The sequence below is a fragment of the Rhodococcus sp. PvR044 genome (assembly GCF_040548995.1).
Lineage (GTDB): Bacteria > Actinomycetota > Actinomycetes > Mycobacteriales > Mycobacteriaceae > Rhodococcus_G > Rhodococcus_G oryzae.
Window position 1 is genome coordinate 1,027,923 of sequence record NZ_JBEPSX010000001.1, and the last position, 24,002, is coordinate 1,051,924.

The window sequence follows — 24,002 nt, forward strand, 5'->3', positions numbered from 1 at the left end:
CGCGGGGGTGACTCGGTGCTCAAACTGCTCGGCGCCAGGCAGCTCGGTGCGCGCGACAGGGTGCACGTGCTGCGCGTGCTGGACGCCGACCCGATCGCCTCGTGCATGGTCGCGGCGCGGATCCAGGACCTCGGGATCGACCCGCGAGCGATCAATGGCGAGCTCTGGAGCAGGGGCGGCCCGGCCGAATCGCTGTGCTTCTCGGGCGCGAACATGGTTCCGCTGCGCGGCGACCTCGACGACCTGCGGGCCTTCGCGGACCGGGCGTGCCGGGGACCGCGGATGTGTTCGTCGGTGGTCGGCCGCAGCGAGCTGGCGCTGCCGCTGTGGGAGATGCTCGAGACCGACTGGGGTCCGGCGCGCGAGGTGCGCGCCGAGCAGCCGCTGCTCGCGCTCTCGGCGCCGCCCGTCGTCGCGCCGGATCCCTACGTGCGTCCGGTGCGGATGGATCAGCTCGAGCCGTACCTCACGGCCGCGGTCGCGATGTTCATCGAGGAGGTCGGGGTCGACCCGCGCTCCAACGACGGTGGCCGCGGCTACCGGCGGCGGGTCGCGGGCCTGATCGCCGCGGGTCGGGCCTGGGCCAGGTTCGACGGCGAGGAGGTGACCTTCAAGGCGGAGGTCGGCTCGATGTCCGCGCAGGTCGGCCAGATCCAGGGCGTGTGGGTGCACCCGCAGTACCGGGGCCACGGTCTCGGCGCGGCCGGGACCGCCGCGGTGGCGGCGGCGGTGGTGGCGTCCGGCCGCACCGCGAGCCTCTACGTGAACAGCTTCAACCACCAGGCGCGGCGGACCTACCAGCGCATCGGGTTCACCCAGGTCGGCACCTTCTCGACGGTCCTGCTGGACTAGCGGCTTCGCCGCCCGCGCGCGAGTGGTACCCCGGTCGGGGTGAAAAGCGCGCACGGTGCGGGTGCCTTCCCGGTCTCGGCCGTGAGCCCACCTACGATGGCAGGCGATGATCTCCACCGCCGCACCCCGCATCCTCTCCTCGCTCGTCGTCACGGGCGCGCTCGTACTCGGCGCGGTCGCGTGCACCCCGAAGCCGGACGGCCCCGAACCGGCCGCGCAGGAGTTCCTCGACGCCGTCGCCGATCGGGACACCGAGCGGGCCGCCGCGCTGTCCGACCGGCCTGCGGACGCCCGCTCCGCGCTCGACGCCGCCTGGGAGGGGCTGCAGGCCGAATCCCTCACCGCGACGACCGATTCGGTCCGGGTGGACGGCGACACCGCGACCGTCGGCTACACCTACGAATGGCATCTGCCCAAGGACCGGGTGTGGACCTACACCGGCGACCTGCAGATGGGCAGGCGCAACGGCGAGTGGGCGGTCCGCTGGAACGCCACCGACCTGCACCCGAAGCTCGGCGACACCCAGACGATGACGCTGCGGGCCACCCCGGCGCCGCGGGCCCGCGTCAACGAGCGGGCAGGCTCGGACGTGCTGGTGCCGGGGACTATCCAGCGGATCAAGTTCAACGCCAAGGAGTCCGCCAACCCCACCGCGGCCGCGACCGCGCTGGCGTCAGTGCTGGAGCCGTTCGACTCGACGCTCACCCCGCAGTCCATCGTGGAGTCGGCGACCTCGGTCAGCGGCGCCTATCTGGTGGCGAGCCTGCGGCAGGAGGACTACGACGCGGTTGCCGCCGCCCTGAGCGGGGTGTCCGGGGTCTCGGTCACCGAGGAGGCGGACCTGGTCTCCACCGATCGCGACTTCGCCCCCGACCTGATCGGTCAGGTCAAGAAGCGGGTCATCGACGAGGTGGACGGCAAGGCCGGCTGGAGCGTGGTCACCGTCAACAAGAACGGCGTGGACATCGATGTGCTCACCGAGACCAAACCCCAACCGGCGCCGTCCTTCTCCGTGAGCCTGGACCGGCCCATCCAGGTGGCCGCGCAGAACGCGGTCAACGCCAGGGCCGAGCAGGCGATGATGGTGGTGCTGCAGCCGTCCACCGGTGCGATCCTCGCGGTCGCGCAGAACAAGGCCGCCGACAGGGACGGCCCGGTCGCGACGACGGGCCTGTACCCGCCCGGCTCCACCTTCAAGATCGTCACCGCGGGCGCGGCGATCGACAACGGCCTCGCCCAGCCCGGTACCCCCGTCGGCTGCCCGGGACGGATCGTCATCGGGGAACGGTCGGTGCCCAACTACAACGAGTTCGCGTTGGGCACGGTGCCGATGAGCACCGCGTTCGCGCGCTCGTGCAACACCACCTTCGCCAAGCTGGCCAGCGAGATGGCGCCCGACGCCCTGACGGTGGCGGCCGCTCGCTACGGCATCGGGCCCGACTACGACGTGCCGGGCCTGCCGACGGATTCCGGATCCGTCCCGCCCGCACCGGAACTGGTGCAGCGCACCGAGGACGGTTTCGGCCAGGGCAAGGTCGTCGTGAGCACCTTCGGGATGGCGCTGGCGGCGGCGACGATCGCGAACGGGTCGACGCCCGTGCCGACGCTGATCTCGGGGGAGGAGACCAAGATCGAGGGCGCCCACCCACCGATCAGCCCGGAGATGGTCGAGGGCCTGCGCGGGATGATGCGCGACGTGGTCACCAGCGGTACCGCCACCCGGATCGCCGACCAGGGCGAGATCTACGGCAAGACCGGTGAGGCCGAGGTCGACGGCGGCTCGCACGCGTGGTTCGTCGGGTACCGCGGCGACATCGCGTTCGCGACGCTGGTGGTCAGGGGCGGCAGCTCCGACAACGCGGTGGCCGTGACCCGGGACATGTTCACGGCGTTGCCCGAGGGCTACTGAGGGGGCGATGATGCCCGCAGTCACCGACTTTCGTGCGCTCGCCAGGTCATCACCGTGGCGGTGGTCGACACTCGAGTTCGAGGTCGATCGCTCGGGGACGGTCGAGCATGCGTGGATCGCGCGGCCGGATCGGCTGCGGGTGGAATCGAAGGGCCAGGTCGCGTACATCCAGTCCGAGGCCCCGCCGTTCGGACGGGTGGGGTACTCGAGCAGCGGCATGGGCGTTCCCATCGCCCGAGTGTGGCCAACGGACGTAGATCCAACCTGTGGTGACAACGGGCTGGTATCGGAGCGGCCGGAGGACACCACCATCGACTACGACCCGCCGTTTCACTCCGACTACTTCTGGGTCGCCCTGCTCGACCCCGTCGAGTTGTCCGTCGGGGTCGAGATCGGCGATGTCCGCGAGGTCACCCACCACGGGCGCTCGGCCTGGGAGGCGCGGGTTCGGCCCACGCCCGACTACGAACCGCGCTGCGACTGTTGTGCCCTGCTCAGCGGCTCGGAATCGCTCGATCAGATGACCTGGGTTCCCAATGCGGACACGGTGATCCGCCTCGACGTGCAGACCGGGGTGTGCGTCTCCGTTCGGCACCTCGGTGAGTCGTGGTGCGGGCAGGAGGGGGAGGTGCGGATCCTTGCGGTGGACGAACCGATGGCCGACGAGTTGTTCCGGCGTCGGCGTGCCGGGCGGTGGCGGCGGCTTCTGCGCTCGCGGAAGGGATCCGGCCTGGCGTAGGCGGGGTCAGGCCGGCGACCCCGCCCGGTCGAGTCGCGCCGCGAGCCGGGCCCGCACGTCGGGCCAGTCCTCGGCGATGATCGAGAACAGGACGCTGTCCCGGACGGTGCCGTCCTCGCGCCGGAAACTGCGGCGCAGCATCCCCTCGTAGGTGGCGCCGAGCCGGGCGATGGCCTGCTGGGAGCGGACGTTACGCACATCGGTCTTGAGCTGGACGCGCCCAACCCCCAGCTCCTCGAAGGCGTAGCGCAACAGGAGAGACTTCGCCTCGGGGTTGACGGCGCTGCTCCAGACGTCGGGGTTGTAGAGCGTCATCCCGATCTCGAGCCGGGCGTCACGGACCGCGACATCCAGATAGGAGCTGATGCCGACGACGGCGCCCGCGGGGAGTTCTCCGCACGGGCCGACCGTGCGTACGGTCCACGGCTGCCACTCCGGTTGCGCGCACCGCTCGCGGAGGAATTCCGCGAACTGCTCCGGGTCCGACGGTCGCCAGGGCACGTGTGCCCAGACGCGGTCGTGGTCAAGGGCGCGGAACAGCTCGGGCGCGTCGGTATCCGGGTCGAGCGGCGTCAGCCGGACCGATGTCCCGACGAGTTCGGTACCGGCCGGGACCGGCCACGTCATCGCCGGCCACGGCTGATCGGACGGTCGGGGGTCCTGGACCGGTTCGAAGCGAACGGGGTCGGCGATGCGGTGCGGCATCCGAGAAGTATCACCCGGCCACGATCAGGCCGCGCGGTACACCTTGCACTCGCTGACGGTGTGGGTCTTGCGGTCCAGGTAGGCGAACAGCACCGCGTGCGCGCCGTCCACGGTCCCGGTGGCGGTGACCGCGTCGCCCGCGGCGATCACCTTGGTCAGGTCGGTGATCGCGTTGCCGCCGAGCATCTTCAGCGCAGGCGCGTCGCCGCGCTGCGCGGAGTCGATCAGTCGCCGGACCGCGTCCTTGCCCTTCTTGCCCACGCTCAGCGCGGCCTTGCCGAAGGCGAGGGTGCCGCCGAGGCCCTGCAGGCGCAGCATCCGTGCGCTCATCGAGCCGGCGACCGTCAGCCGCTCGGTGCTGACGCCTGCGACCTGTGCGAACATCGGCGTCACCTCCCAGTGTGCGGCGATGCGGCGGATCCGCAGCTCGCCGTCGTCGAGGGTGGCCTCGTAGAGCAGGTGCATCGGCGCCCTGGCCACGACCCCGGCCGAGAGCCGGGTCTCGATGGTCACGTCGCGGACCACGTGCAGGCCGTCGACGATGTCCTCGTGCTCGATGTCGAAGCTGATGTCGTTGGGCGCGATGAAGGTGTCCCAGAACCGGGCCAGCGGGTCGCCGCCGCGTCGGCCCGACTTCCGGTCGTACAGGCCGCCCAGCACGGGGCGACCGCCGACCGGGTCCTCGATGATGTGCTGGCGCGCGAACAGGCCGAGCCACGCGGCCTTGTCGTGCACGGCGACCGCCGTGGGGGAGGAGCGCGCGAGGGCCAGCAGGTCGTCGGTGGACGGATTCGCGGACATGGCACCCCTGGGATCGGCGTCGGACGGTCGATCGGAGTATGCCAGGAAAGGTAGAACTTGTTCTAGATTCAGTCCTCGCGTCCGCTCAGTTCATCGGTCCGGGCGGCACGCCCTCCTCGCCGAGGAACTCGGGGTGCAGCTCGGCCTTCACGCCCAGCTTCTTGTTGGCCAGGTTGTTGACGAACCACAGCACCACGCCGATCGCCAGCAGCACGCCCGCGATCTTGTACTGCGCGGGATCGCGGTCGGTGAGCGGCGTGGCCAGGAACGCGCAGCTGATCGCGCCGATGATCGGCAGCACGGTCGGCGCGCGGAAGTGCTTGTGGTCCACGGTGTCCTTGCGCAGCACCAGGACGGCGATGTTCACGACGGTGAACACGCACAGCAGCAGCAGGGCGGTGGTGCCGCCGAGCTGGGGCACCTCGCCGACGATCGTGATCAGCCCAAGCGCCAGCAGCGTGGTGAACCCGATCGCGATGTACGGGGTCCGTCGGGTGCGGTGCACCCTACCGAGCTGCGGCGGCAGCACGTGCTGGCGGCTCATGCCGTACAGCAGTCGGCTCGCCATCAGCATGTTGATCAGCGCGGAGTTGGCGACCGCGAACATGGTGATGAACGCGAAGATCCCGATCGGGAAGCCCGGCGCGCCCGCCTGCACGACCTTGAGCAGCGGGGTGTCGCCCTCGCCGAGCTCGTTCGCGGGGACAAGGGCGATCGCCGTGACCGACACCAGCACGTAGATGATGCCCGTCGAGACGAGGCCGATGAGCAGGACCTTGGGGAAGATCCGGCTGGGCTCCTTGCACTCCTCGGCCATGTTCACCGAGTCCTCGAAGCCGACCATCGCGTAGAAGGCGAGGGTGGTGGCCGCGATGACGCCGCCAAGCGCGGACCGGTCGCCGGTGTCGAAGGTCGCCGCCCGCGAGAAATCGCCCTCGCCGATGCCGAGCGCCCACATGCCGATGAAGATGATGATCAGCAGCCCGGACAGCTCGATGCAGGTCAGCAGCACGTTCAGCTTGACGGACTCGCCGACGCCCCGGAAGTTGACCGCCGCCACCGCGATCATGAAGACGATGCCGATCAGCGTGATCCCGATCCCGGTCCGCACGTCCAGGTCGAAGGCCTCGGCGAAGTTGGCGGCGAACGCCCGCGAGGCGGTCGCGGCGGAGGTGATCCCGGAGCACATCACCGCGAACGTCACCATGAAGGTGAAGAACTGGATGCCGAAGGCCTTGTGGGTGTACAGCGCGGCGCCTGCGGCCTGCGGGTACTTGGTGACCAGTTCGAGGTAGCTGAACGCGGTGATCAGCGCGACCACGAAGGCGACCAGGAAGGGTAGCCACACCACTCCGCCGACATCGTTGGCGACCTGCCCGGTGAGGGCGTAGATGCCGGTGCCGAGGATGTCGCCGACGATGAACAGCAACAGCAACCACGGGCCCATCACCCGCTTGAGGGTCGGTTCGTCCTTCGATTCGTTCACGGCGGCTGATGGTTTCGTCACTGCGCATCCCCTCGGTGAGGGCGGCCTGGCCGGCCGCGGTGCTTACGGAAGCAGACCCAACCTCCTGGCGGTGACCACCGCCTCGTGGCGCGAGTGGGCGTCGAGCTTGCCCATCGCGGCACGCAGATAGCTCTTGACCGTCTCGGGCTGGAGCGAGAGCCGATGCGCCACTTCGTTGTTGGTGCAGCCGAGGGCGATGTGGGCGAGCACGTCCAGTTCCCGGGGCGACAGCGTGACCGAGGCGTCACCGGTCTCTGTCTCGTCGTTGACCAGCGCAGCCAACTTGTCGGACACCGCGCGCAGCCGCCCTCGGAGCGGGCCCTCGGGCACCGATTGGGCGAGCCCGCGCAGTTCGGCGTGGGCGTCGCGGATGCCCTCGGCCACCGCCCCGCTCGCGTTGCCCCGGTTGCTGTCGAGCACCCCGAGCATCTGCAGGCGACGGTCCACCTCGTCGCGGATGGCGAGCTCGGTGCTGAGCCTGCGGCCCGCCTGCACCAGTATCTCGGCGGTGCGGTCGCCGATCGGCATGGATTCCCGGACCGCGGCGTAGAGCACCGCGCGCGAGGCGCCGTCGACAAGGACGGGGACCGCGAGCACCGAGCGGATGCCCTCGCCGAGGACCGGCCGGTCGTAGTGATGCGTGATCGACATCGCGCTGCCGTAGTCGGGGATCGAGACCGGCTGCCGCTGCAGGACCACCCGTCCACCCAGACCCGAGTTCGGCGGGATCACCAGGCCCTTGAGCCCGTTGGTCCTGGTCCCGAAGAACTCGGTCAGGTGCAACGTACTCGCGGAGACCTCGCCGCCGAACAGCACTGGCACGTTCGCCCGTGCCGCGACCGCGCGCAGTTCGGCGCGCAGGGCGTCGCCGTCGCGGGGCCGCAGCAGGGGTGGGGTGCGGGAGAGCATGGGCTACCCCTTTCCGGGGGTGGTGCGTGTTGTTTGTGAGCTAGATCATAGGGCTATGGAGGAGTTCGGCGTCTGCCGGACCGCTGTTGAAGGAGCAAACCATGGGCACCGATGCCACCTCGCGGGTGCGCGAGCTGCTGGAGCAGTACGACACGCCGCAGGCCTGCGCCGCGGACCTGCTGTGTGACCGGCACCCCGACACCGATGTCGCGTTCACGGTGATCGAGGGCGATCTGACCTCGCGCAACCTGAGCTACGGCGAGCTGCGGGCGGAATCGACCAAGTTCGCGGCCGCGCTGGCCGAGCTCGGCGTCGAGCCGGGCGACTGCGTGGCGACGTTGATGGGCAAGTCCGCGGAGCTGGTCATCGCGTTGCTCGGCATCTGGCGTCGCGGCGCCGTGCACGTGCCGCTGTTCACCGCGTTCGCGTCCCCGGCCATCGCGTTCAGGCTCGGCTCCAGCGGCGCCAAGTTCGTGGTGTCCGATCAGAACCAGCTCGCCAAGCTCGCGCCCGGCGAGGACATCCCGGCCGACGCGTCCTGGCGGGTCATCGTCGCGGCGGGGGAGCCCGAGTCCGCGGACCAGCTGCGATTCGACGACCTGCTCGCGGCGCACACCGCCGAGGACCCGGCAGGCGCCGCGGTCGCGGTCGGCGGCAACGGCCCGATGGTGCAGCTGTTCACCAGCGGCACCACCGGCACCCCCAAGGGCGTGCCGGTGCCGGTGCGCGCGCTGGCCTCGTTCCACGCCTATCAGGAGTTCGGCCTCGACGTCCGCAGCGACGACGTGTTCTGGAACGCCGCGGACCCCGGCTGGGCCTACGGGCTGTACTACGCGCTGCTGGGCCCGCTCGCGGCGGGCACCCGCAGCCTGCTGCTGCACTCGGGCTTCTCCGCGCCGCTCACCTGGCAGATCATCGAGAAGTTCGGTGTCACCAATTTCGCGGCCGCGCCGACCGTCTACCGCAGCCTGCGCGCCGACACCACGCCGGTGCCCGAGGGGCTGTCGCTGCGTCGCGCGTCCTCGGCGGGCGAGCCGCTCACCCCCGACGTCGTGGCCTGGTCCCAGAGCGCCCTCGGCGTCGAGGTGCGCGATCACTACGGGCAGACCGAGCACGGCATGTTCATCGTCAACGCGTGGGCGGACGGCCTGCGCGAGGACGTGCGGCCCGGCTCGATGGGCCGGCCGCTGCCGGGCTGGAGCTGCGCGGTGCTGCTCGACGACGCGGACGAGGTCGCGCCCGCCGGTACCCCCGGTCGCGTCGCCATCGACGCCGAGGCCAGCCCGCTGATGTGGTTCACCGGCTACGTCGACGCTCCCGAGAAGACCGCGCAGCGCTTCAGCGCGGACGGCCGCTGGTACATCACAGGCGACGCGGGCAAGACCGACGAGGACGGCCACTTCTTCTTCTCCTCGCGCGACGACGACGTGATCATCATGGCCGGCTACCGCATCGGGCCCTTCGACGTGGAGAGCGTCCTGGTGATGCACGAGCACGTGATCGAGGCTGCCGTGGTCGGCATGCCCGACGAGCTGCGCGGCGAGGTGCTCGAGGCCTTCGTGGTGCTCCGCGACGGCGCGCTGGGCACCGGCGAGCTCGAGGCCGAGCTGCAGACGCTGGTCAAGAAGAAGTTCGCCGCGCACGCCTACCCGCGGACCGTGCACTTCGTGCCGTCGCTGCCGAAGACCCCCAGCGGCAAGGTGCAGCGCTACCTCCTGCGCCAGAAGTAGGCGGCTCTGCCGCCCGTGCGTGGTTGACGAGTCCCTGGACTCGTCAACCACGCACGGGCGCGTCAGCGCCTATCGCCTGCGGATGCGCCCGACCACCAGCAGGGCGACCAGGGTGACGGCCATCAGCAGGGTGGTGTCGGCGGCCGCGAGGAACACCTGGCCGCGGTCGGTGAGACCGAAGATGGTCACCGGCAGCGTCTTCCAGGTGGCCGGGTAGACCATGATGGTCGCGCCGAGCTCACCCATCGACAGCGCGATTGCCAGGCCCGCGGCCGCGCCGAGCGCGGGCAGGAGCAGCGGCAGGGTGATCCGCAGCAGTACCCGCGTCGGTCCGGCGCCGAGCGACTCGGCGGCCTGGCGGTAGGCGGGGTCGAGCCGGTCCAGCGCGGCGGAGACCGAACTGAACGCAAACGCGAGCACCAGCACGGTGTGCGCGAGGATCACGATCCACTTGGTGCCGCCGAGCAGCAGCGGCTCGGCGTTGAACGCGATCAGCAGCCCGAGGCCGATCGCCACCGACGGCACCGCGATCGGCAGGTGGAAGACCGCGTCGGTGGTCTTGCGCAGCCAGACGGGCGCCTCGCGGGCCGCGAGCGCCGCCCAGGTGCCGACGAACAGCGCCAGCGCGCCCGCGATGAACGCGGTCTGCAGGCTGACCGTGAGGCTCGCCAGGTTCTCCTCGGAGAGGGCGGCGGAGACGTTCTTCGGGCCGAGGTTCGACGGCAGCGGCCCGGTCCAGGACCCGGCGAGGGCGGCGGCGACGACGGTGGCGATGGGGGCGACGAACACCACGACCACCACGACGCCGAAGAGGGCAAGGGTCAACGCCCTAGCGCGTGTGGTCCACAGCAGCACGGCGGCCTCCCAGCAGTCGGTTGAACAGGAATCGGTAGCCGCAGTACAGCGACAGCGACAGCACCACCTGGACGCTCGCGATCACCGCGGCGCCCGGCAGGTCGAAGGTCACGATGCCGCGGGTGTAGATCAGCACCGGCAGCGTCACGACGTCCTTGGCCCCGGTGAACAGCACGATGCCGAACTCGTTGAGCGTCAACAGCAGTACCAGCGAGCCGCCCGCCATCAGCGCGGGCCAGGCCTCCGGCATCACGACGGTCCGCAGCACCCGCCACGGGGAGGCACCGAGGCTGGCCGCGACGTCGAGTTGCTCGCGGGGCAGCTGGGTGAAGGCGGCCAGCAAGGGCCGCACCACGAACGGGGTGAAGAAGGTGATCTCCGCGGCGATCACGCCGAGCGGGGTGTTCAGGAAGTTCAGCGGCCCGCTGTCGGCGCCGGTGAGCTGCGCGAGGAGGGCGTTGACCGCGCCCGCGGTCCCGTACAGGAACGTGAACGCCAGCGTGATGAGGAACGAGGGCAGGGACAAGATGGTGTCGATCAGCCGGCCGACCACCTTCGAGCCGGGGAAGGGCACGAAGGCGAGCACCAGCGCGAGGAAGGTGCCGAGCATCAGGCATCCGAGTGTGGAGGCGACCGCAATTTCAATCGTGCGCCACAACGCGTTTCGGAACTGTGCGGACGCGAGCACCTCCGTCCAGGTGGACAGGCCCCTGCCGTCGTCGGTGACGGTCGACTCGGCCAGCACCCGGGCCATCGGGTAGACGGCGAAGCCGAGCACCAGCAGCAGTGGCGGCAGCGCCCAGGCCACCGGCCGCCACCGGCTCGGCTCTGGCCGGACGGGCGGGGGATCGAGGTGGACCCGATCGAGGACGGCGGTCATGACGCCGGCCCCGGTGCGGGGACGAGCACCGCGCCCTGGTCCGGGAAGCGAACGCCAACAGCGGTTCCGGCGGGCCGTTCGTCGTGCCCGGTCACGTCCACCTCGAGCAGGGCGTCGGGCAGGGCGGCGAGCGCGACGGTGAGCCTGGTGGTCGAGCCGCGCCAGACGCTCGCGGTGACCCGCCCGGGGAGCGCGCCGCGCTCGGTGGGCGAGGTGAGGGTGATCGCGTGCGGGCGCAGGCAGAGCAGGGCTCCGGCCTCGGACTCCCACTCGGTCGGGCTGATGTCCGGCCGTGGCGCGTGCGCGGTGACCGGTGTGCCGCCGACCGACACCAGGGCCGAGGTACCGATGACCCGGGTTACGGTGCAGGGCAGCAGGTTCGCGCCGCCGAGGAAGGCCGCGGTGAAGCTGCTCGGCGGCCGCTTCCAGAGGTTCTCCGCGGTGTCGACGTCGACGAGCCGGGCGTCGCGCATCACGGCGATCCGGTCGGCCAGCGCCAACGCCTCGCTCTGGTCGTGGGTCACGTAGAGCATGGCGGTGTCCGGCAGGGCGGCCCGCAGCTGCTGGAGCTCGGCCAGCATGCTCTGCCGGAGCTGGGCGTCGAGCGCGGCCAGCGGCTCGTCGAGCAGCAGGACCTTCGGTCGGATGGCAAGGGCGCGCGCGATGGCGACCCGCTGTTGCTGCCCGCCCGACAGTTCGCGGGGCAGTCGCTTGCCGAAGGCGGACATGCCCACCATCTCCAGCGCCTCGGCGACCCGCGTGCCGATTTCCGCGCGGGGCACCCGGTGCGAGCGCAGTCCGAAGGCGACGTTCTCCGAGACCCGCATGTGCGGGAACAGTGCATACGACTGCACGACCACCCCGATGCCGCGCTTGGCCGGCGGCAGGTCGGTGATATCCCTGCCCGCCAGCCGGACCGAGCCCGAGACCGGCCGGGTGAAGCCGGCCAGTGCCTTGAGCGCGGTGGACTTGCCGGACCCGCTGGGCCCCAGGAGAGCCACGGTCTCCCCCGGGGACACCCGCAGGTTGAAATCGATCAACGCCCGGGTGGCGCTCGAGCCCCGCCCGTAGGCCACGTTGACGCGGTCGAAGGTGATGGCGGGCGCGGAGTAGTCGGTGGCCCCGAGGATTCCGGTGTCGGCGGTTCGCGTGGGAGCCGATCCGATCCTCGGCCGGGCCAGCCCGGTGTTGATCTTCCTCATGTCAGCTCCCGGTGGCCTTCTGGTAGGCCGCGACATCGGCGTCGAGCTCGGTGATCACGGTGTTCCAGTTCGGGGTCCAGACGGTGACGCCGTTCAGCAGGCCCGCCGGGGTGGACTTGTCATTGACGTCGACGGTCGCGGACTCGCGCACGTCCTTGCGGACCGAGACGCCCAACGCGTCGGGTCCGACGGTCTGCTGCGCCTTCTCCGAGAGCAGGTACTCCATCAGCTTCTTGGCCTGCTCGGACTGCGGGGCGCCCTTGGCCAGTCCCATCACGTAGGGCAGCGCCACGGTGGTGCGGGCACCGTTCGTCTCGGCGGGGAAGAAGACGTTGAACTCGGAGCCGTCGTCCGCGATGGACGCGAGGTTCATCTGCACGTCGCCGTTCGCGACCAACAGCTCACCGTTGCTGACCTTGGGCTGCAGCTTGCCGGTGGACGAGGACGGTCCGACGTTGTTGGCCTGCAACTTGTTCAGGTAGTCGAGCGCGCCCTCCTTGCCCTTGAGGTGCTGGAGCAGCAGCAGCACCGCGGTGCCGTCGCCTGCCTGGCCGGGGGTGGAGTACTGCAGCTTGCCCTTGAACTGCTCGCCGAGGAGGTCGTCCCAGGTCGCGGGGGCCGGGTTCGCGCCAGGGTTGGCGATGAAGTTGAGGTAGTTGTTGACGACCGGGACGTACTTGCCCGCCGGGTCCTTCTCCTCGGTGGGGACCGCGGAGGTGTCGATGCCGCTTGGCTGGAGCAGACCCTGCGCGTCGGCCTTCTGGATGAACGGCGGCAGCGTGACGACGATATCGGCCTGCGGGTTGGACTGCTCCTTCTCGACGCGGGAGACGACCTCGCCGGAGCCGGCCTCGACCAGGTTGACGGCGACGCCGGTCTCCTTGGTGAACTCGTCGAACCGGGCCTTGTACCAGTTGCTGAGGCCGTCGGCGCTGTAGACGGTGACCGTCTCGGTGTCGGAGCTCGCGGCGGTGCCGGTGCCACCGCAGGCGGTGGTCAGGGTGAGCAGGGTCGCGGCCAGGGCGGCTGCGGCCAGGCTGGGGCGGATGCGCATGACGGATTCCTAACTGTGGGTGACGGGTGTGCTAGGGATTCAGGAGGAGCTGGGCGAACTCGCGCACCGAGGGCACGACGTGGGTGGCGCCCGCCGCGCGGAGCTGGTCCTCGTCGTGGGCCCCGGTGAGGGTGCCCGCGACGATCGACGCGCCCGAGCGCAGCCCGCTGGTCACGTCGTTGGACGTGTCGCCCAGCACCGCAACGCTTTTCACATCGTCGACGCGCAGGCGCAGCAGCGCGGTGAGGATCAGGTCCGGGTAGGGCCGACCACGGCCGGCCTCGGCGGGGGACAGGGTGAGGTCGGCGATGGTCTGCCAGCCGAGCGCGGAGAGCAGCTCGTCCTGGGTGCCGCGGCTGAACCCGGTGGTCAGTGCGACCTTGATCCCGGCCTCGCGCAGCGCGGTGATCGACTCCGCCGCACCGGGGATCGGCTCGGCGTTGCCCTCCTCGATCAACCGGTCGTAGGCGGACTCGAAGGCGATGTTGGCGGCCTGGGCGCGGTCCTCGTCCCCGAACAGTGCGCGGAAGACGACGATCTTGGACTGACCCATGGTGTCGAGGACATACCGGCGCGCGTCGTCGGCCTCGGCGCCCTCGGGGGGCAGGCCGGCGGCGTCGGCCGCCGCGGCGAAGGCCCGCAGCACCAGTCCGTCGTCGGAGACGGTGGTGCCCGCCATGTCGAGCACCGCGAGTTCGATGGGGGTGACGGTCACGATTTCTCCTGGGGCGATGGATGAGTCGGTGATTCAGAGGCCGAGCTGGTCGGCGGTCTGTTCGGCGAGGGCGGGGCCGAGGGTCATGCCGCGACCGCCGGGGCCGGCCACCACCCAGACGTTGTCCGCGGGGCTGCCGCGGTGCACGAGCTCGCCGGGGTCGAGGCACTGGCTGTAGACGCCCGCCCAGCGCTTGACGATCGCGGGCAGCCTGCGGCCGAGCAGCTCCTCGACGACCCCGGTCAGGTGCTCGTACGGCGCCTCGTCGACGTCGAAGTCGAACGGCTCGTCGTACTCGTGGGTGTCGCCGATGGTCAGTCCGCCGTGCAGGCGCTGCACGCAGAGCAGCTGCATGCGGTGCGCCTCCGCGGTCGGGGACTGCGGCTGGACGGTCCTGAGGTTCTCGAGGGCGCCGCCCGCGAAACCCGGGTAGTACCGCAGGCTGTCGCCGTCGGCGATGGCCGTGGTCAGCTCCTCCCCGAGCGGGGCGGTCTGCATCATCTGCAGCCGGACCCGGCGCAGGGGCAGCTCCCCGGCCAGGTCCCGGGCCAGGCCGCCGAGCGTCGCGCCGGGGCAGATGATGGCCAGGTCGGCGTCGAACACGCGCCCGTGGTCGTCGCGGATGTGCACGCCTGCACCGTCGGAGGTCACCTCGCGGGCCTCGGTGCCTGCGTGGAAGGTGTAGCGGCCGCTCTCCTCGAGGTGGCGGCGGATCGCGGGCAGGGCCACGCGGGACTCGACGGCGCCGTCGCGGCCGCAGTGCAGCCCGGCGAGGAACTCTCCCCGGAGGGCGGGGTTGACGGCGAGCACCTGCTCGGGGTCGAGCAGCGCGAAGCCGCGGGCCTCGGCGTCGGGGCGGGTCATCGCCTCCTCGGCGACCGCGACCTCCGCGGGAGTGCGCAGCAGCGTCATCGAGCCGGCCGCGCGGAACCCGATCGCCGGGACGCGGACGGCGAGGTCCTCCCACAGTTGGCGCGAGCGCAGGGCCGCGTCGAGCTCGTGTTCGGCGCGGCCGGAGACCCACACCAGGCCGAAGTTGCGCACGGTCGCGCCGCGGGCCTCGGTCTCGCGCTCGAGCTGGACCACGTCGTGTCCGCGGCGGATCGCCTCGTCGGCGTGGGCCGTGCCGAGGATGCCTCCGCCCACAATCAGAATTCGCATGGCGAGAGCATGCATTTTGGTCTAGACCATCTGGTGATGGTGGGGAGAACGCCGGATGAACAATTGGTATAGACCAATTTGAGGTACGCTGACCTGCATGAACGACAAGGGGATCGGATCGGGCGAGGTGGGGGGGTCTGCGCCCAAGTACTACCGGGTGCGCACCGAACTGGCGACCATCATCGACGATCTCGACGAGGGCGATCCCGTGCCCGCGGAGCGTGACCTCGCGGTGCGCTTCGAGGTGTCCAGGGAGACGGTGCGCCAGGCAGTGCACGAGCTGCTGGTGGAGGGCAGGATCCAGCGGCGCGGCCGCGGCACCGTCGTCGCCAGCCCCAAACTCACCCAGCCGCTCTCGCTCTGTTCGTACACGGAGGGCGCGGTCAGCCAGGGCCGGGTGCCCGGCAGGGAGTTGGTCACCTTCACGAACGAGCGGGCCGATTCCGAGCTCGCCGCTGACCTCGGGCTGTCCGCCGGGGCCGCCGTGATCCATCTCGAGCGGGTGCTGCTCGCGGACGGGCAGAAGATCGGGCTCGAGAGTACGTACCTGCCTGCCGGCCGATTCGCCTCGATGGCACGGACGTTCGACCCGGGCACCTCGTTGTACGCCGCGATCCGCGCCACAGGGGTGACCTTCGACTCGGCCACCGAACGGATCGAGACGGTGCTGGCGTCGCCGCGCGAGGCCGCCCTGCTCGACTCGACGACCGCGATGCCGATGCTGTTGCTGAACCGGATCTCCCTGGACACAGCGGGTGTGCCGATCGAGCGGGTCCGCTCGCTCTATCGCGGCGATCGCGTCGCATTCCTCGCCACGCTGCGGGAGTGAGCGCGGGAGTCGTTCGTTTCACTCATGAGTTGATTGCGGTTAGCATCCGAACCCGTGGTTGACAGCATCGTGGCGACGAGACCCGCATCGGCAAACGGTCCGGAGATCCCTCCCCACGAGGCGCACGGGAAGTCCTCGCTCCGCGGCGCCCGCTGGACCGCGATCGTCACGGGCCTGATCGGCATGCTCCTCACCCTGTCGGTGCCGCTGCTGCCCGTCGTGACGGACGAGACGGTGCTCTCATGGCCGCAGCAGGACCTGGCGCGCAGCGTCTCGGCGCCGCTCGTCTCGTACTCGCCGGTGAGCCTCGACGTCGCGATCCCCTGCACGGCCATCGGCCCGCTGGTGGGGCAGGGCGGCACCCTCGTCGCCACTGCCCCGAACGGTGCCCCCGACGCCGAGCGCTACGGCCTCGTGGCCAAGGTCACGCCCGCGGGCGCGGATGATCCCGGCCGCATCGAGGTGGTCCTGCGCGACACGGTGTTGCTGTCCGCGCCGCTCGACCGGCTCGCGGGCGGCGACTGCGCGATCGCGGTGTCCTCCGACGCGACGAGGACCACCGCCGAGATCACCGGTTCCGGGATCGCGCCGACCGTGCACGAGGGCGACCTCCGTCCCCAGATGGTCGGGGTGTTCACCGATCTGGACGGTGCGGCGCCCGCCGGCCTCCAGGTCACCGCGGAACTCGACTCGCGCTTCACCTCGACGCCGTCGACGCTCAAGCTGATCGCGATGGTCGTCGGCGTGCTGGCGATGCTCGCCTCCCTCCTCGCCCTGCACCGCCTCGACCGCGTCGACGGCAGGCGCTCGCGCAGGTTCCTGCCCGCACGCTGGTGGAAGTTCGGCGTGGTGGACGCCGTGATCATCGGCACCCTGGTTCTGTGGCACTTCATCGGCGCGACCACTTCGGACGACGGCTATCAGTTCACGATGGCCCGCGCCGCCGAGCGGGCCGGCTACATGGCGAACTACTTCCGGTACTACGGGGTGCCCGAAACACCCTTCGGGACGCCGTATTACGAGGTGTTCGGGCTGCTCGCCCACATCACGCCCGCGAGCCCCTTCGTCCGGCTGCCCGCGCTGATCGCGGGCATCGTGACCTGGCTGGTGCTCAGCCGTGAGGTGGTGCCGCGCCTCGGCGCGGCGGCGCGGGCCAACCGGCTGGCCCTGTGGACCGGCGGTCTGGTCTTCCTCGCCGTCTGGCTCCCGTACAACAACGGGCTGCGCCCCGAACCGATCGTCGCGGCGGGCGTGCTGCTGACCTGGTGCTCGGTCGAGCGCGCCATCGCCACCCGACGGCTGCTCCCCGCCGCGGGCGCGATCCTGGTCGCCGCCATGACCCTCTCGGTCGGCCCCTCGGGGATCATCTGCTTCGCCGCGCTGATCGCCGGACTGCGCCCCATCGGCCAGGTCGTCGTCGCGCGCGCGAAGGAGGTCGGATATCTCGCGCTGCTGCTGCCGCTCCTCGCGTCGGGCACCGCGATCCTGGCGGTGATCTTCGCGGACCAGACGTTGGCGGCGGTCTTCGAGATGCAGCGCGTGCACGAGGTCGCGGGGCCCAACGAGAAGTGGTTCGACGAGTACCTGCGTTACCAGTGGCTGCTGAACATCTCGCCCGACGGATCGCTCGCGCGGCGGTTCGGCATCTTCATCATGATTCTCGGCGTCGCCGTGAGCATCCTGGCGATGCTCCGCAAGGGTGGCCGCATCCCCGGTACCGCCGCCGGACCGGCGCGCCGGATCCTCGGGATCACCCTCGGCGCCATGGTGCTGATGATGTTCACCCCGACGAAGTGGACGCACCACCTGGGGATCTACGCGGGACTGGCCGGGGCGGTCGCCGTGCTGACCACGGTCGCCGTGAGCGTCCACGTCCTGCGGTCGCCTCGCAACCGTGCGCTGTTCGCCGCGGCCGTGCTGTTCGTGCTCGCCATGTCGTTCACCGGCAGCAACGGCTGGTGGTACGTCTCGAGCTACAGCGTGCCGTGGTGGGACAAGCCGGTCTCCATCGGAGGGCTGGGCGCGGGCACCATGCTGCTCGGCGCCACGATGGCGATGCTGCTCGTCGCGGTCTGGTGTCACGTCCGAGAGCCGCACGCCGGCAACGGTTCGGGGCGGACCAGTCGGCTCTGGGCTATTCCTCCGCTCACCGTCGCCGCGGCGGCGATGGTGCTCTTCGAGGTCCTCTCGCTCGCCAAGGGCGCCGTCGCGCAGTACCCGGCGTACTCCGTCGGCCGTGCGAACTTCAACGCGCTCGGCGGCCAGGTCTGCGGTCTCGCCAACGACGTCTTGCTCGAGACCGACCCGAATGCCTCCATGCTGCAACCGCTCTCGGGTGGCTCCGCGACCGGCCTGGCCGGACCGGGCACGGTCGGCTTCGAGCCGAACGGTGTCGCCGCCGACCTGAGCGCCGACAAGGAATCGTCGGATTCGGTCACGGCGAACTCGGTCGATTCGAACGACAACCAGGCGAAGTCGGGCAACGCGGCGGGCACGGCGGGCGGGGCCGGACGGGTCGGCCTCAACGGCAGCGCGGTGGCCCTGCCGTATGGCCTCGATCCGGCGACCACCCCGGTGCTCGGCAGTCACCTGGCCGGCGGCGTCGCCACATTGACGACCGGCTGGTACCGGCTCCCGCCCGTCGGCTCCGACGGTTCGCGGGGTGACCTCATCTCGATCGCCGCCGCCGGCCGGATCCGATCCGTCGACGCCGACGGAATCGTCACCGAAGGGCAGGATCTCGAGCTCGAGTACGGCAGGGGACAGGGCGACGGCGCGGCGGTCGCCCTCGGCACGGTGGCCCCGCTCGACCCCGGTCCCGCGCCGTCCTGGCGCAACCTCCGGGTCCCGCTCGACGCGCTGCCCGCCGAGGCCGACGTGGTCCGGATCGTCGCGTCCGACAACGACCGGGATCCCAAGCAGTGGCTCGCGGTGACCCCGCCGCGGGTACCGCAGACGCAGACGCTCAACTCGGTGGTGGGGTCGCAGACACCCGTGCTGGTCGACTGGTCGGTCGGGCTGGCGTTCCCGTGTCAGCGACCGTTCGACCATCGCGACGGCGTGGCCGAGGTCCCCGAGTACCGCATCCTCCCGGACCGGATCGGCGCCATGACGACGAACCTGTGGCAGGACCACTTCGGCGGCGGACCGCTCGGCTGGACGCAGATGCTGCTGGCCGCCAGGACCATCCCGTCATATCTGGATCAGGACTGGGGTCGGGACTGGGGCGAGATCGAGCAGTTCACGTCGCTCGACCCGACGGCCGATCCCGCGACCCTCGACGTCACGACCAGGCCGCGATCCGGGCTGTGGACCCCGGGACCGATCAACACCACGTTCTGACGCCTGCGGGCGCGACTACGCCGGTAGGGGCTCGCAGTGCTCGAGGGTCCGTTCCGTCGCGGACCGCACCACCTCGCCGATGCTGCGGCTGTTCGCGAACGCGTTTCGCTGCCAGATCGCGCCATTGCCCCGCTCGAGCTCACACCTGAGGGCCGCCTCGACACGGCGGCCCTCCCCGAGCTCGTCGAGCGCATCCCGCACGTGGTCGAGCAGGAGCTCGACCCGGCGCGTGCAGGGGACGGGCTGCGCCGTTCGCGGGTCGAGGCCGAGACCGGACAGGCCGTCTCGGGCGGCCATCCAGTTGGCGATCCGGAGCGTCGCCAGCTCGACGTCGGGCGGGTCGTCCCCCCGCTCGACGGCAGACACCGCCGTCATGACCAGGGCCCGCACCAGCGTCGCGATCAGCACCGTCTGGTCCACGGTGGGCATCACGTCGCAGACCCGGACCTCGACGGTGGGCAGGTGGGAGGAGGGGCGGATGTCCCAATAGACCATGCGCTCGTCCAGGAGGCAGTCGCAGTCGACCAGCATCGCGACCAGTTCGTCGTACGCATCGGCCGACTCGAAGTACGGCGGCGGGCCGGAAACCGGCCACCTCGACCACAGGATCGTCCGCCAGCTCGCGAAGCCGCTGTCGATCCCCCGGTGCAGCGGCGAGTTGGCGCTCAGCGCCAGCAGCGTCGGGAGCCAGGGCCGAACCTGGTTGCAGACCTGCACCCTGCTCTCCCGGTCGGGCACGTCGACGTGCACGTGGCAGCCGCAGATGCCCTGTTCCAGGGCGAGGGTGCCGAACCGCTTCGCCATGGCGCGGTAGCGGTCACAGTCGCTCACCGGCATCCGGGCGGGACCCGCGGGCGGCGTGCCTGTTGCGAGCAGCCTGCTGCCGTTGCGGGCGGCCGCGGCGGCCGCGAGCCTGCGGGCCTCGAGCAGGTGGGTGCGCAGCCCGTTGCTGTCCCAGCACACCGGGGAATTGGTTTCGATCTGGCACTGCGAGAGCTCGAGTTGGAGCGACACCCCGAGTTCGGTGGCGCTGGAGATCACCGCCGAGTTCCGCATCTGCGGGAGACCCGTGTCCGGGTCGACCAGCAGGAATTCCTCTTCCACACCCATGGACGGGCACACGGGGTGATTCATGCGGGGGAACGCCCAACTTCGGGCATCAATACCATCTCGGATCCGTGGAATCGGAAAGGTCCTGACTTCAGCTCAATTCAAGCACTAGCCGAACACCGCCGAAAGGGTCAGTCGCGTCGGTAGGTGAGCGGGAGGACGATCCAGAAGTAGGCGAACGCCATGGCCGTGCAGCCGGCGGCAACGGCCCCGACGACCGAGTTGACGACGGTTCCGGCGATCAGCATCACCACGCCGGTGAGGGCGAGTCCCAGCATCACCAGCCCGCTGAGTTCGAGGCGGTGCGCCGTCGAGACGATGGTGTCCAGCTTCCGTCTGCGGAACAGGATCCGGTGGAACCCCACGGGGGCGATCAACAGCACGGTGGCGGCGATCGAGAAGAACACGGTGGCGAGGTAGACGCCCCGTTCGTAGGTCGACAGCTCCGCGAACCGCTCCTGGAACGGCAGGATCAGCAGGAAGCCGGTCAGCAGTTGGACACCGGTCTGCGTCACCCGCAACTCTTGCAGGATGCTCGCCCAGTTGCGGTCGAGGCGCTCGGTCTCGGTCTCGTGTCTGCCGTCGTCGCCGGCGACGGGGTCGATGGTCATCGGATACCTACGACGCGCGCGACGACTGCCCGGCCGAATCCGCGCAGCGGCAGCCGAGCGGGACGTCGCCGCAGTCCAGCACCAGCGGGTGCCGCATCGCGGTCAGGTCAGCGCACTGGTCTTCGGTGCACTCGGCGGGGTCGGTCCGGTGCACGATCAGGGTTCCGTGACAGTGGTCGAGACTGTCGGCACACGCGGCGCAGGCCATGGTGCTACCTCCGGGTCGGGGCGATCGGCATCCTGCCTCCGTTGGTACCACCTGGCGGCGACAGCGTGGGGATTCCCCGGGCGTGTCAGTCGACCTGTGTAGTTCGGACCGGCGCTTTCGCTGAGGTGTCGACGGGCGGACAATCGAGGGGCAAGAAATGACGGCCTCGACCGACGGAGGAGGGGCAGCGGTGAACCGGACCGAGCTCCCACAGACAGTGCGGCGATCGTCCAAGGAGGCGCAGGTGGTCTTCGCGGAGGCACGCGACACGGCCATCAAGCGATACGGGGAGGGCGAAGACGCCCTTCGCGCGGCGTACGGCGAGCTCAAACACGATTTCGAGTTGGAGGTCGATCACTGGGTGCCCAAGCAGGGGTGACCTCGGTACGACATGGTCCGCGCCGCGGCAGGACGCGACGCGGTGGGTCTGACGGTGTGCCCACGCGGTGCGTCTACCCTTGTCCGTATGCCAGTTCGCACCCAGCTCAGCCCCGGAACCGTCTCCGCGACGCTCGCCGTCCCCGCCAATATCGAGCGGCCGGAGTATGCGTGGAAGCCGACCGTCAACGAGGGCAACGAGCCGTGGGTGCAGACGCAGGAGACCATCGAGGCCATGCGGGTGGCGAGCAAGATCGCCGCGCAGGCCCTGCAGGAGGCGGGCAAGGCGGTCGCGCCGGGCGTCACCACCGACGCGCTCGACCGGATCGCGCACGAGTACATGATCGACCACGGCGCCTACCCGTCCACGCTGGGCTACAAGGACTTCCCCAAGTCCTGCTGCACCTCGCTGAACGAGGTCATCTGCCACGGCATCCCCGACTCGACGGTGATCCAGGACGGCGACATCGTCAACATCGACGTGACCGCGTACATCGGCGGGGTGCACGGCGACACCAACGCCACCTTCCTGGCCGGTGACGTGTCCGAGGAGAACCGCCTGCTCGTCGAGCGCACCCACGAGGCGACGATGCGCGCCATCAAGGCGGTCAAGCCCGGCCGCGAGCTCAACGTCATCGGGCGGGTCATCGAGGCCTACGCCAACCGCTTCGGCTACGGCGTGGTGCGGGACTTCACCGGCCACGGCATCGGCGAGACCTTCCACAACGGGTTGGTCATCCTGCACTACGACCAGCCGAACGTGGACACCGTCATCGAACCGGGCATGGTGTTCACCATCGAGCCGATGATCAACCTCGGCACCGTCGACTACGACATCTGGGACGACGGCTGGACCGTCGTCACCAAGGACCGCAAGTGGACGGCCCAGTTCGAGCACACCATCGTCGTCACCGACACGGGCGCGGAAATTCTCACGCTGCCATGATGTCGGGGCCCGCCCCGGTCGTGAAGGGTGCGCTGCTCGTCGCCGGAACGACCTCCGACGCGGGCAAGAGCGTGCTGGTCGCCGGGTTGTGCCGGATGCTGGCCCGGCGCGGGGTGTCGGTCGCGCCGTTCAAGGCGCAGAACATGTCCAACAACTCGGTCGTCACCCTCGACGGCGGCGAGATCGGGCGGGCGCAGGCACTGCAGGCGCGGGCCTGCGGGCTCGAGCCGAGCGTGCGCTTCAACCCGGTGCTGCTCAAGCCGGGCAGCGACCGGACCTCGCAGCTGGTGGTCCGCGGTCGGGCGGTGACCAACGTGGGGGCCCGCGACTACATCGAGCATCGGGAGTGGCTCCGGGGCGTCGTCGCCGACGAGTTGTCTTCGCTGCGAGCGGAATTCGACGTGGTGATCTGCGAGGGCGCCGGATCGCCCGCGGAGATCAACCTGCGTGCGACGGACCTGGCGAACATGGGGCTGGCGCGGGCGGCTTCGCTCCCGGTGATCGTGGTCGGGGACATCGACCGCGGGGGCGTGCTGGCGCACCTGTTCGGCACCCTCGCCGTGCTCTCACCCGAGGACCAGGCACTGATCGCCGGTTTCGTGATCAACAAGTTCCGCGGCGATGTGGGTCTGCTGGAGCCCGGCCTGGTCCAGCTGCGGGAGATGACCGGACGCCCCACCCTCGGCGTGGTGCCGTTCGCCGAGGGACTCTGGATCGACGCCGAGGACTCGCTGTCCACGGTCGTGGACGCCCCGGTAGGCAGGCCCGCCGCGCCGGCGGGTCAGGGGTGGCTGCGGGTGGCCGCGGTGCGACTGCCGCGGGTGTCCAACGCGACCGACGTGGAGGCCCTGGCCTGCGAACCCGGCGTCTCGGTGCACTGGGTCGGCGAGCCGTCGCGGCTGCAGGATGCCGACCTGGTGGTGATCCCCGGCAGCAAGTCCACCGTCTCGGACCTGGCCTGGTTGCGCTCGAGCGGGATCGCGGACGCGCTGGACGCGCGGGCCGCGGCTGGGCTGCCGACCCTCGGCATCTGCGGCGGGTACCAGATGCTCGGGCGCACCATCGTCGACGACGTCGAATCGGGCGCGGGGACGGTGGACGGGTTGGGTCTGCTGGACATGGAGATCGAGTTCGCGCCCGAGAAGGTGCTGCGGCAGGTCACCGGGACCGCCGACTCGGTTGCGGTGTCCGGCTACGAGATCCACCACGGGCGGGTCGTCCGCAACGCAGACCCGCCGCTGCTGCTCGGCGCGGACGGCGAGCCGGAGGGCAGCGTCCGTGGGCAGGTGTTCGGCACCCACTGGCACGGTCTGCTCGAGTCGGACGAGTTCCGTCGCGGGTTCCTGACCCGGGTCGCGGCCGTCACCGGGCGGCCGTTCACGGTCGCGCCCGACACCTCGGTGGCGGCGGAGCGGACCGCGCAGCTGGACCTGCTGGCCGACCTGGTGGAGCGGCACCTCGACGTGGACGCGATCGAGGAAATCATCAACGGCGGTGCGCCGCGGGATCTTCCGGTGGTCACGCACGGCCGCGCGGTGGTGGACCCCGTTCGCTGATCG

General features: G+C 70.5%; 22 protein-coding genes. 9 read left to right on the forward strand and 13 right to left on the reverse strand.

Annotated elements, in window-relative coordinates; genetic code table 11:
- The first annotated feature begins 15 nt into the window (after positions 1-15).
- The 3 genes from ABIC28_RS04690 to ABIC28_RS04700 all read left to right on the forward strand — a co-directional run bounded on the left by ABIC28_RS04690 (position 16) and on the right by ABIC28_RS04700 (position 3,500).
- Entirely contained in the window at positions 16-852 is an 837-nt protein-coding gene (locus ABIC28_RS04690) for a GNAT family N-acetyltransferase (RefSeq protein WP_097212707.1), read from the forward strand.
- A gap of 106 nt (positions 853-958) precedes the next feature.
- The gene (locus ABIC28_RS04695; RefSeq protein WP_354577726.1) at positions 959-2,761 is read left to right on the forward strand and encodes a penicillin-binding transpeptidase domain-containing protein; all 1,803 of its coding nucleotides are present in this window, start codon (positions 959-961) and stop codon (positions 2,759-2,761) included.
- A 10-nt stretch (positions 2,762-2,771) separates the two neighbouring features.
- Entirely contained in the window at positions 2,772-3,500 is a 729-nt protein-coding gene (locus ABIC28_RS04700) for a hypothetical protein (RefSeq protein WP_354577728.1), read from the forward strand.
- A gap of 6 nt (positions 3,501-3,506) precedes the next feature.
- Here the strand turns inward: ABIC28_RS04700 and ABIC28_RS04705 are convergent, their stop codons facing one another.
- The 4 genes from ABIC28_RS04705 to ABIC28_RS04720 form a co-directional block, all read right to left on the reverse strand.
- Positions 3,507-4,205, reverse strand: a complete 699-nt coding sequence (locus ABIC28_RS04705; RefSeq protein WP_354577730.1) for a GNAT family N-acetyltransferase — start codon at positions 4,203-4,205, stop codon at positions 3,507-3,509.
- A 24-nt stretch (positions 4,206-4,229) separates the two neighbouring features.
- Positions 4,230-5,006, reverse strand: a complete 777-nt coding sequence (locus ABIC28_RS04710) for a transporter (RefSeq protein ID WP_354577732.1) — start codon at positions 5,004-5,006, stop codon at positions 4,230-4,232.
- 85 nt (positions 5,007-5,091) lie between these two features.
- A complete protein-coding gene (locus ABIC28_RS04715; RefSeq protein WP_354577981.1) occupies positions 5,092-6,453 on the reverse strand; it encodes an APC family permease in 1,362 nt (453 codons plus the stop codon).
- Between the two features lie 102 nt (positions 6,454-6,555).
- Positions 6,556-7,422 (reverse strand): LuxR C-terminal-related transcriptional regulator, encoded by an 867-nt coding sequence (locus tag ABIC28_RS04720; protein WP_097212712.1) that lies wholly within the window; start codon positions 7,420-7,422, stop codon positions 6,556-6,558.
- A 101-nt stretch (positions 7,423-7,523) separates the two neighbouring features.
- On the opposite strand from ABIC28_RS04720, the gene ABIC28_RS04725 reads away from it, so the two are divergent.
- Complete coding sequence (locus ABIC28_RS04725) at positions 7,524-9,152, forward strand: AMP-binding protein (protein ID WP_097212713.1); 1,629 nt, start codon at positions 7,524-7,526, stop codon at positions 9,150-9,152.
- 69 nt (positions 9,153-9,221) lie between these two features.
- On the opposite strand, the gene ABIC28_RS04730 is transcribed toward ABIC28_RS04725, so the two are convergent.
- From ABIC28_RS04730 to ABIC28_RS04755, 6 genes are read right to left on the reverse strand one after another with little or no spacing between them, the layout of a single operon-like run.
- A complete protein-coding gene (locus ABIC28_RS04730; RefSeq protein WP_354577735.1) occupies positions 9,222-10,007 on the reverse strand; it encodes an ABC transporter permease in 786 nt (261 codons plus the stop codon).
- Positions 9,982-10,887 carry a 2-aminoethylphosphonate ABC transporter permease subunit gene (locus tag ABIC28_RS04735; protein ID WP_354577737.1) on the reverse strand — a complete coding sequence of 302 codons (906 nt, stop codon included), beginning with the start codon at positions 10,885-10,887 and terminating at the stop codon, positions 9,982-9,984. Before ABIC28_RS04735 ends, ABIC28_RS04730 begins: the two co-directional genes overlap by 26 nt.
- Positions 10,884-12,089: an ABC transporter ATP-binding protein gene (locus ABIC28_RS04740; protein ID WP_354577739.1), complete on the reverse strand. Its 1,206-nt coding sequence runs from the start codon at positions 12,087-12,089 to the stop codon at positions 10,884-10,886. The genes ABIC28_RS04735 and ABIC28_RS04740 overlap by 4 nt, the downstream gene beginning before the upstream one ends.
- Position 12,090: 1 nt before the next feature.
- A complete protein-coding gene (locus ABIC28_RS04745; RefSeq protein ID WP_354577741.1) occupies positions 12,091-13,143 on the reverse strand; it encodes a 2-aminoethylphosphonate ABC transporter substrate-binding protein in 1,053 nt (350 codons plus the stop codon).
- A gap of 31 nt (positions 13,144-13,174) precedes the next feature.
- A complete protein-coding gene (locus tag ABIC28_RS04750) occupies positions 13,175-13,858 on the reverse strand; it encodes a phosphonatase-like hydrolase (protein ID WP_354577743.1) in 684 nt (227 codons plus the stop codon).
- 33 nt (positions 13,859-13,891) lie between these two features.
- On the reverse strand, positions 13,892-15,019 hold the full coding sequence (locus ABIC28_RS04755; protein ID WP_354577746.1) for a TIGR03364 family FAD-dependent oxidoreductase: 1,128 nt from the start codon (positions 15,017-15,019) through the stop codon (positions 13,892-13,894).
- A gap of 97 nt (positions 15,020-15,116) precedes the next feature.
- Here ABIC28_RS04755 and ABIC28_RS04760 point away from each other — a divergent pair, with 97 nt between their 5' ends.
- Both ABIC28_RS04760 and ABIC28_RS04765 read left to right on the forward strand, forming a co-directional pair.
- A complete protein-coding gene (locus ABIC28_RS04760) occupies positions 15,117-15,848 on the forward strand; it encodes a GntR family transcriptional regulator (RefSeq protein WP_097212719.1) in 732 nt (243 codons plus the stop codon).
- 54 nt (positions 15,849-15,902) lie between these two features.
- On the forward strand, positions 15,903-19,190 hold the full coding sequence (locus ABIC28_RS04765; RefSeq protein ID WP_502944986.1) for an arabinosyltransferase domain-containing protein: 3,288 nt from the start codon (positions 15,903-15,905) through the stop codon (positions 19,188-19,190).
- Between the two features lie 15 nt (positions 19,191-19,205).
- Here the strand turns inward: ABIC28_RS04765 and ABIC28_RS04770 are convergent, their stop codons facing one another.
- From ABIC28_RS04770 to ABIC28_RS04780, 3 genes are all read right to left on the reverse strand, one after another.
- On the reverse strand, positions 19,206-20,300 hold the full coding sequence (locus tag ABIC28_RS04770) for a carboxylate-amine ligase (protein ID WP_354577748.1): 1,095 nt from the start codon (positions 20,298-20,300) through the stop codon (positions 19,206-19,208).
- 131 nt (positions 20,301-20,431) lie between these two features.
- Positions 20,432-20,911 (reverse strand): DUF6328 family protein, encoded by a 480-nt coding sequence (locus tag ABIC28_RS04775; RefSeq protein ID WP_097212721.1) that lies wholly within the window; start codon positions 20,909-20,911, stop codon positions 20,432-20,434.
- 7 nt (positions 20,912-20,918) lie between these two features.
- Entirely contained in the window at positions 20,919-21,119 is a 201-nt protein-coding gene (locus ABIC28_RS04780; RefSeq protein ID WP_354577751.1) for a hypothetical protein, read from the reverse strand.
- Between the two features lie 190 nt (positions 21,120-21,309).
- Between ABIC28_RS04780 and ABIC28_RS04785 the strand changes: the two genes are divergently transcribed.
- The 3 genes from ABIC28_RS04785 to ABIC28_RS04795 all read left to right on the forward strand — a co-directional run bounded on the left by ABIC28_RS04785 (position 21,310) and on the right by ABIC28_RS04795 (position 23,999).
- Positions 21,310-21,498 (forward strand): ChaB family protein, encoded by a 189-nt coding sequence (locus ABIC28_RS04785; protein ID WP_097212804.1) that lies wholly within the window; start codon positions 21,310-21,312, stop codon positions 21,496-21,498.
- 87 nt (positions 21,499-21,585) lie between these two features.
- Positions 21,586-22,443 (forward strand): type I methionyl aminopeptidase, encoded by an 858-nt coding sequence (gene map, locus ABIC28_RS04790; RefSeq protein WP_097212723.1) that lies wholly within the window; start codon positions 21,586-21,588, stop codon positions 22,441-22,443.
- A complete protein-coding gene (locus ABIC28_RS04795) occupies positions 22,443-23,999 on the forward strand; it encodes a cobyric acid synthase (RefSeq protein WP_097212724.1) in 1,557 nt (518 codons plus the stop codon). The genes map and ABIC28_RS04795 overlap by 1 nt, the downstream gene beginning before the upstream one ends.
- Positions 24,000-24,002: the final 3 nt, after the last annotated feature.

What these genes read in the sequence shown, in the direction of transcription:
- ABIC28_RS04695 (WP_354577726.1), top strand. Translation starts at nt 959, where the DNA reads ATGATCTCCACCGCCGCACCCCGCATCCTCTCCTCGCTCGTCGTCACG.
- ABIC28_RS04700 (WP_354577728.1), top strand. Translation starts at nt 2,772, where the DNA reads ATGCCCGCAGTCACCGACTTTCGTGCGCTCGCCAGGTCATCACCGTGG.
- ABIC28_RS04705 (WP_354577730.1), bottom strand. Translation starts at nt 4,205, where the DNA reads ATGCCGCACCGCATCGCCGACCCCGTTCGCTTCGAACCGGTCCAGGAC.
- ABIC28_RS04710 (WP_354577732.1), bottom strand. Translation starts at nt 5,006, where the DNA reads ATGTCCGCGAATCCGTCCACCGACGACCTGCTGGCCCTCGCGCGCTCC.
- ABIC28_RS04715 (WP_354577981.1), bottom strand. Translation starts at nt 6,453, where the DNA reads ATGGGCCCGTGGTTGCTGTTGCTGTTCATCGTCGGCGACATCCTCGGC.
- ABIC28_RS04720 (WP_097212712.1), bottom strand. Translation starts at nt 7,422, where the DNA reads ATGCTCTCCCGCACCCCACCCCTGCTGCGGCCCCGCGACGGCGACGCC.
- ABIC28_RS04725 (WP_097212713.1), top strand. Translation starts at nt 7,524, where the DNA reads ATGGGCACCGATGCCACCTCGCGGGTGCGCGAGCTGCTGGAGCAGTAC.
- ABIC28_RS04735 (WP_354577737.1), bottom strand. Translation starts at nt 10,887, where the DNA reads ATGACCGCCGTCCTCGATCGGGTCCACCTCGATCCCCCGCCCGTCCGG.
- ABIC28_RS04740 (WP_354577739.1), bottom strand. Translation starts at nt 12,089, where the DNA reads ATGAGGAAGATCAACACCGGGCTGGCCCGGCCGAGGATCGGATCGGCT.
- ABIC28_RS04745 (WP_354577741.1), bottom strand. Translation starts at nt 13,143, where the DNA reads ATGCGCATCCGCCCCAGCCTGGCCGCAGCCGCCCTGGCCGCGACCCTG.
- ABIC28_RS04755 (WP_354577746.1), bottom strand. Translation starts at nt 15,019, where the DNA reads ATGCGAATTCTGATTGTGGGCGGAGGCATCCTCGGCACGGCCCACGCC.
- ABIC28_RS04760 (WP_097212719.1), top strand. Translation starts at nt 15,117, where the DNA reads ATGAACGACAAGGGGATCGGATCGGGCGAGGTGGGGGGGTCTGCGCCC.
- ABIC28_RS04770 (WP_354577748.1), bottom strand. Translation starts at nt 20,300, where the DNA reads ATGGGTGTGGAAGAGGAATTCCTGCTGGTCGACCCGGACACGGGTCTC.
- ABIC28_RS04775 (WP_097212721.1), bottom strand. Translation starts at nt 20,911, where the DNA reads ATGACCATCGACCCCGTCGCCGGCGACGACGGCAGACACGAGACCGAG.
- ABIC28_RS04780 (WP_354577751.1), bottom strand. Translation starts at nt 21,119, where the DNA reads ATGGCCTGCGCCGCGTGTGCCGACAGTCTCGACCACTGTCACGGAACC.
- map (WP_097212723.1), top strand. Translation starts at nt 21,586, where the DNA reads ATGCCAGTTCGCACCCAGCTCAGCCCCGGAACCGTCTCCGCGACGCTC.
- ABIC28_RS04795 (WP_097212724.1), top strand. Translation starts at nt 22,443, where the DNA reads ATGTCGGGGCCCGCCCCGGTCGTGAAGGGTGCGCTGCTCGTCGCCGGA.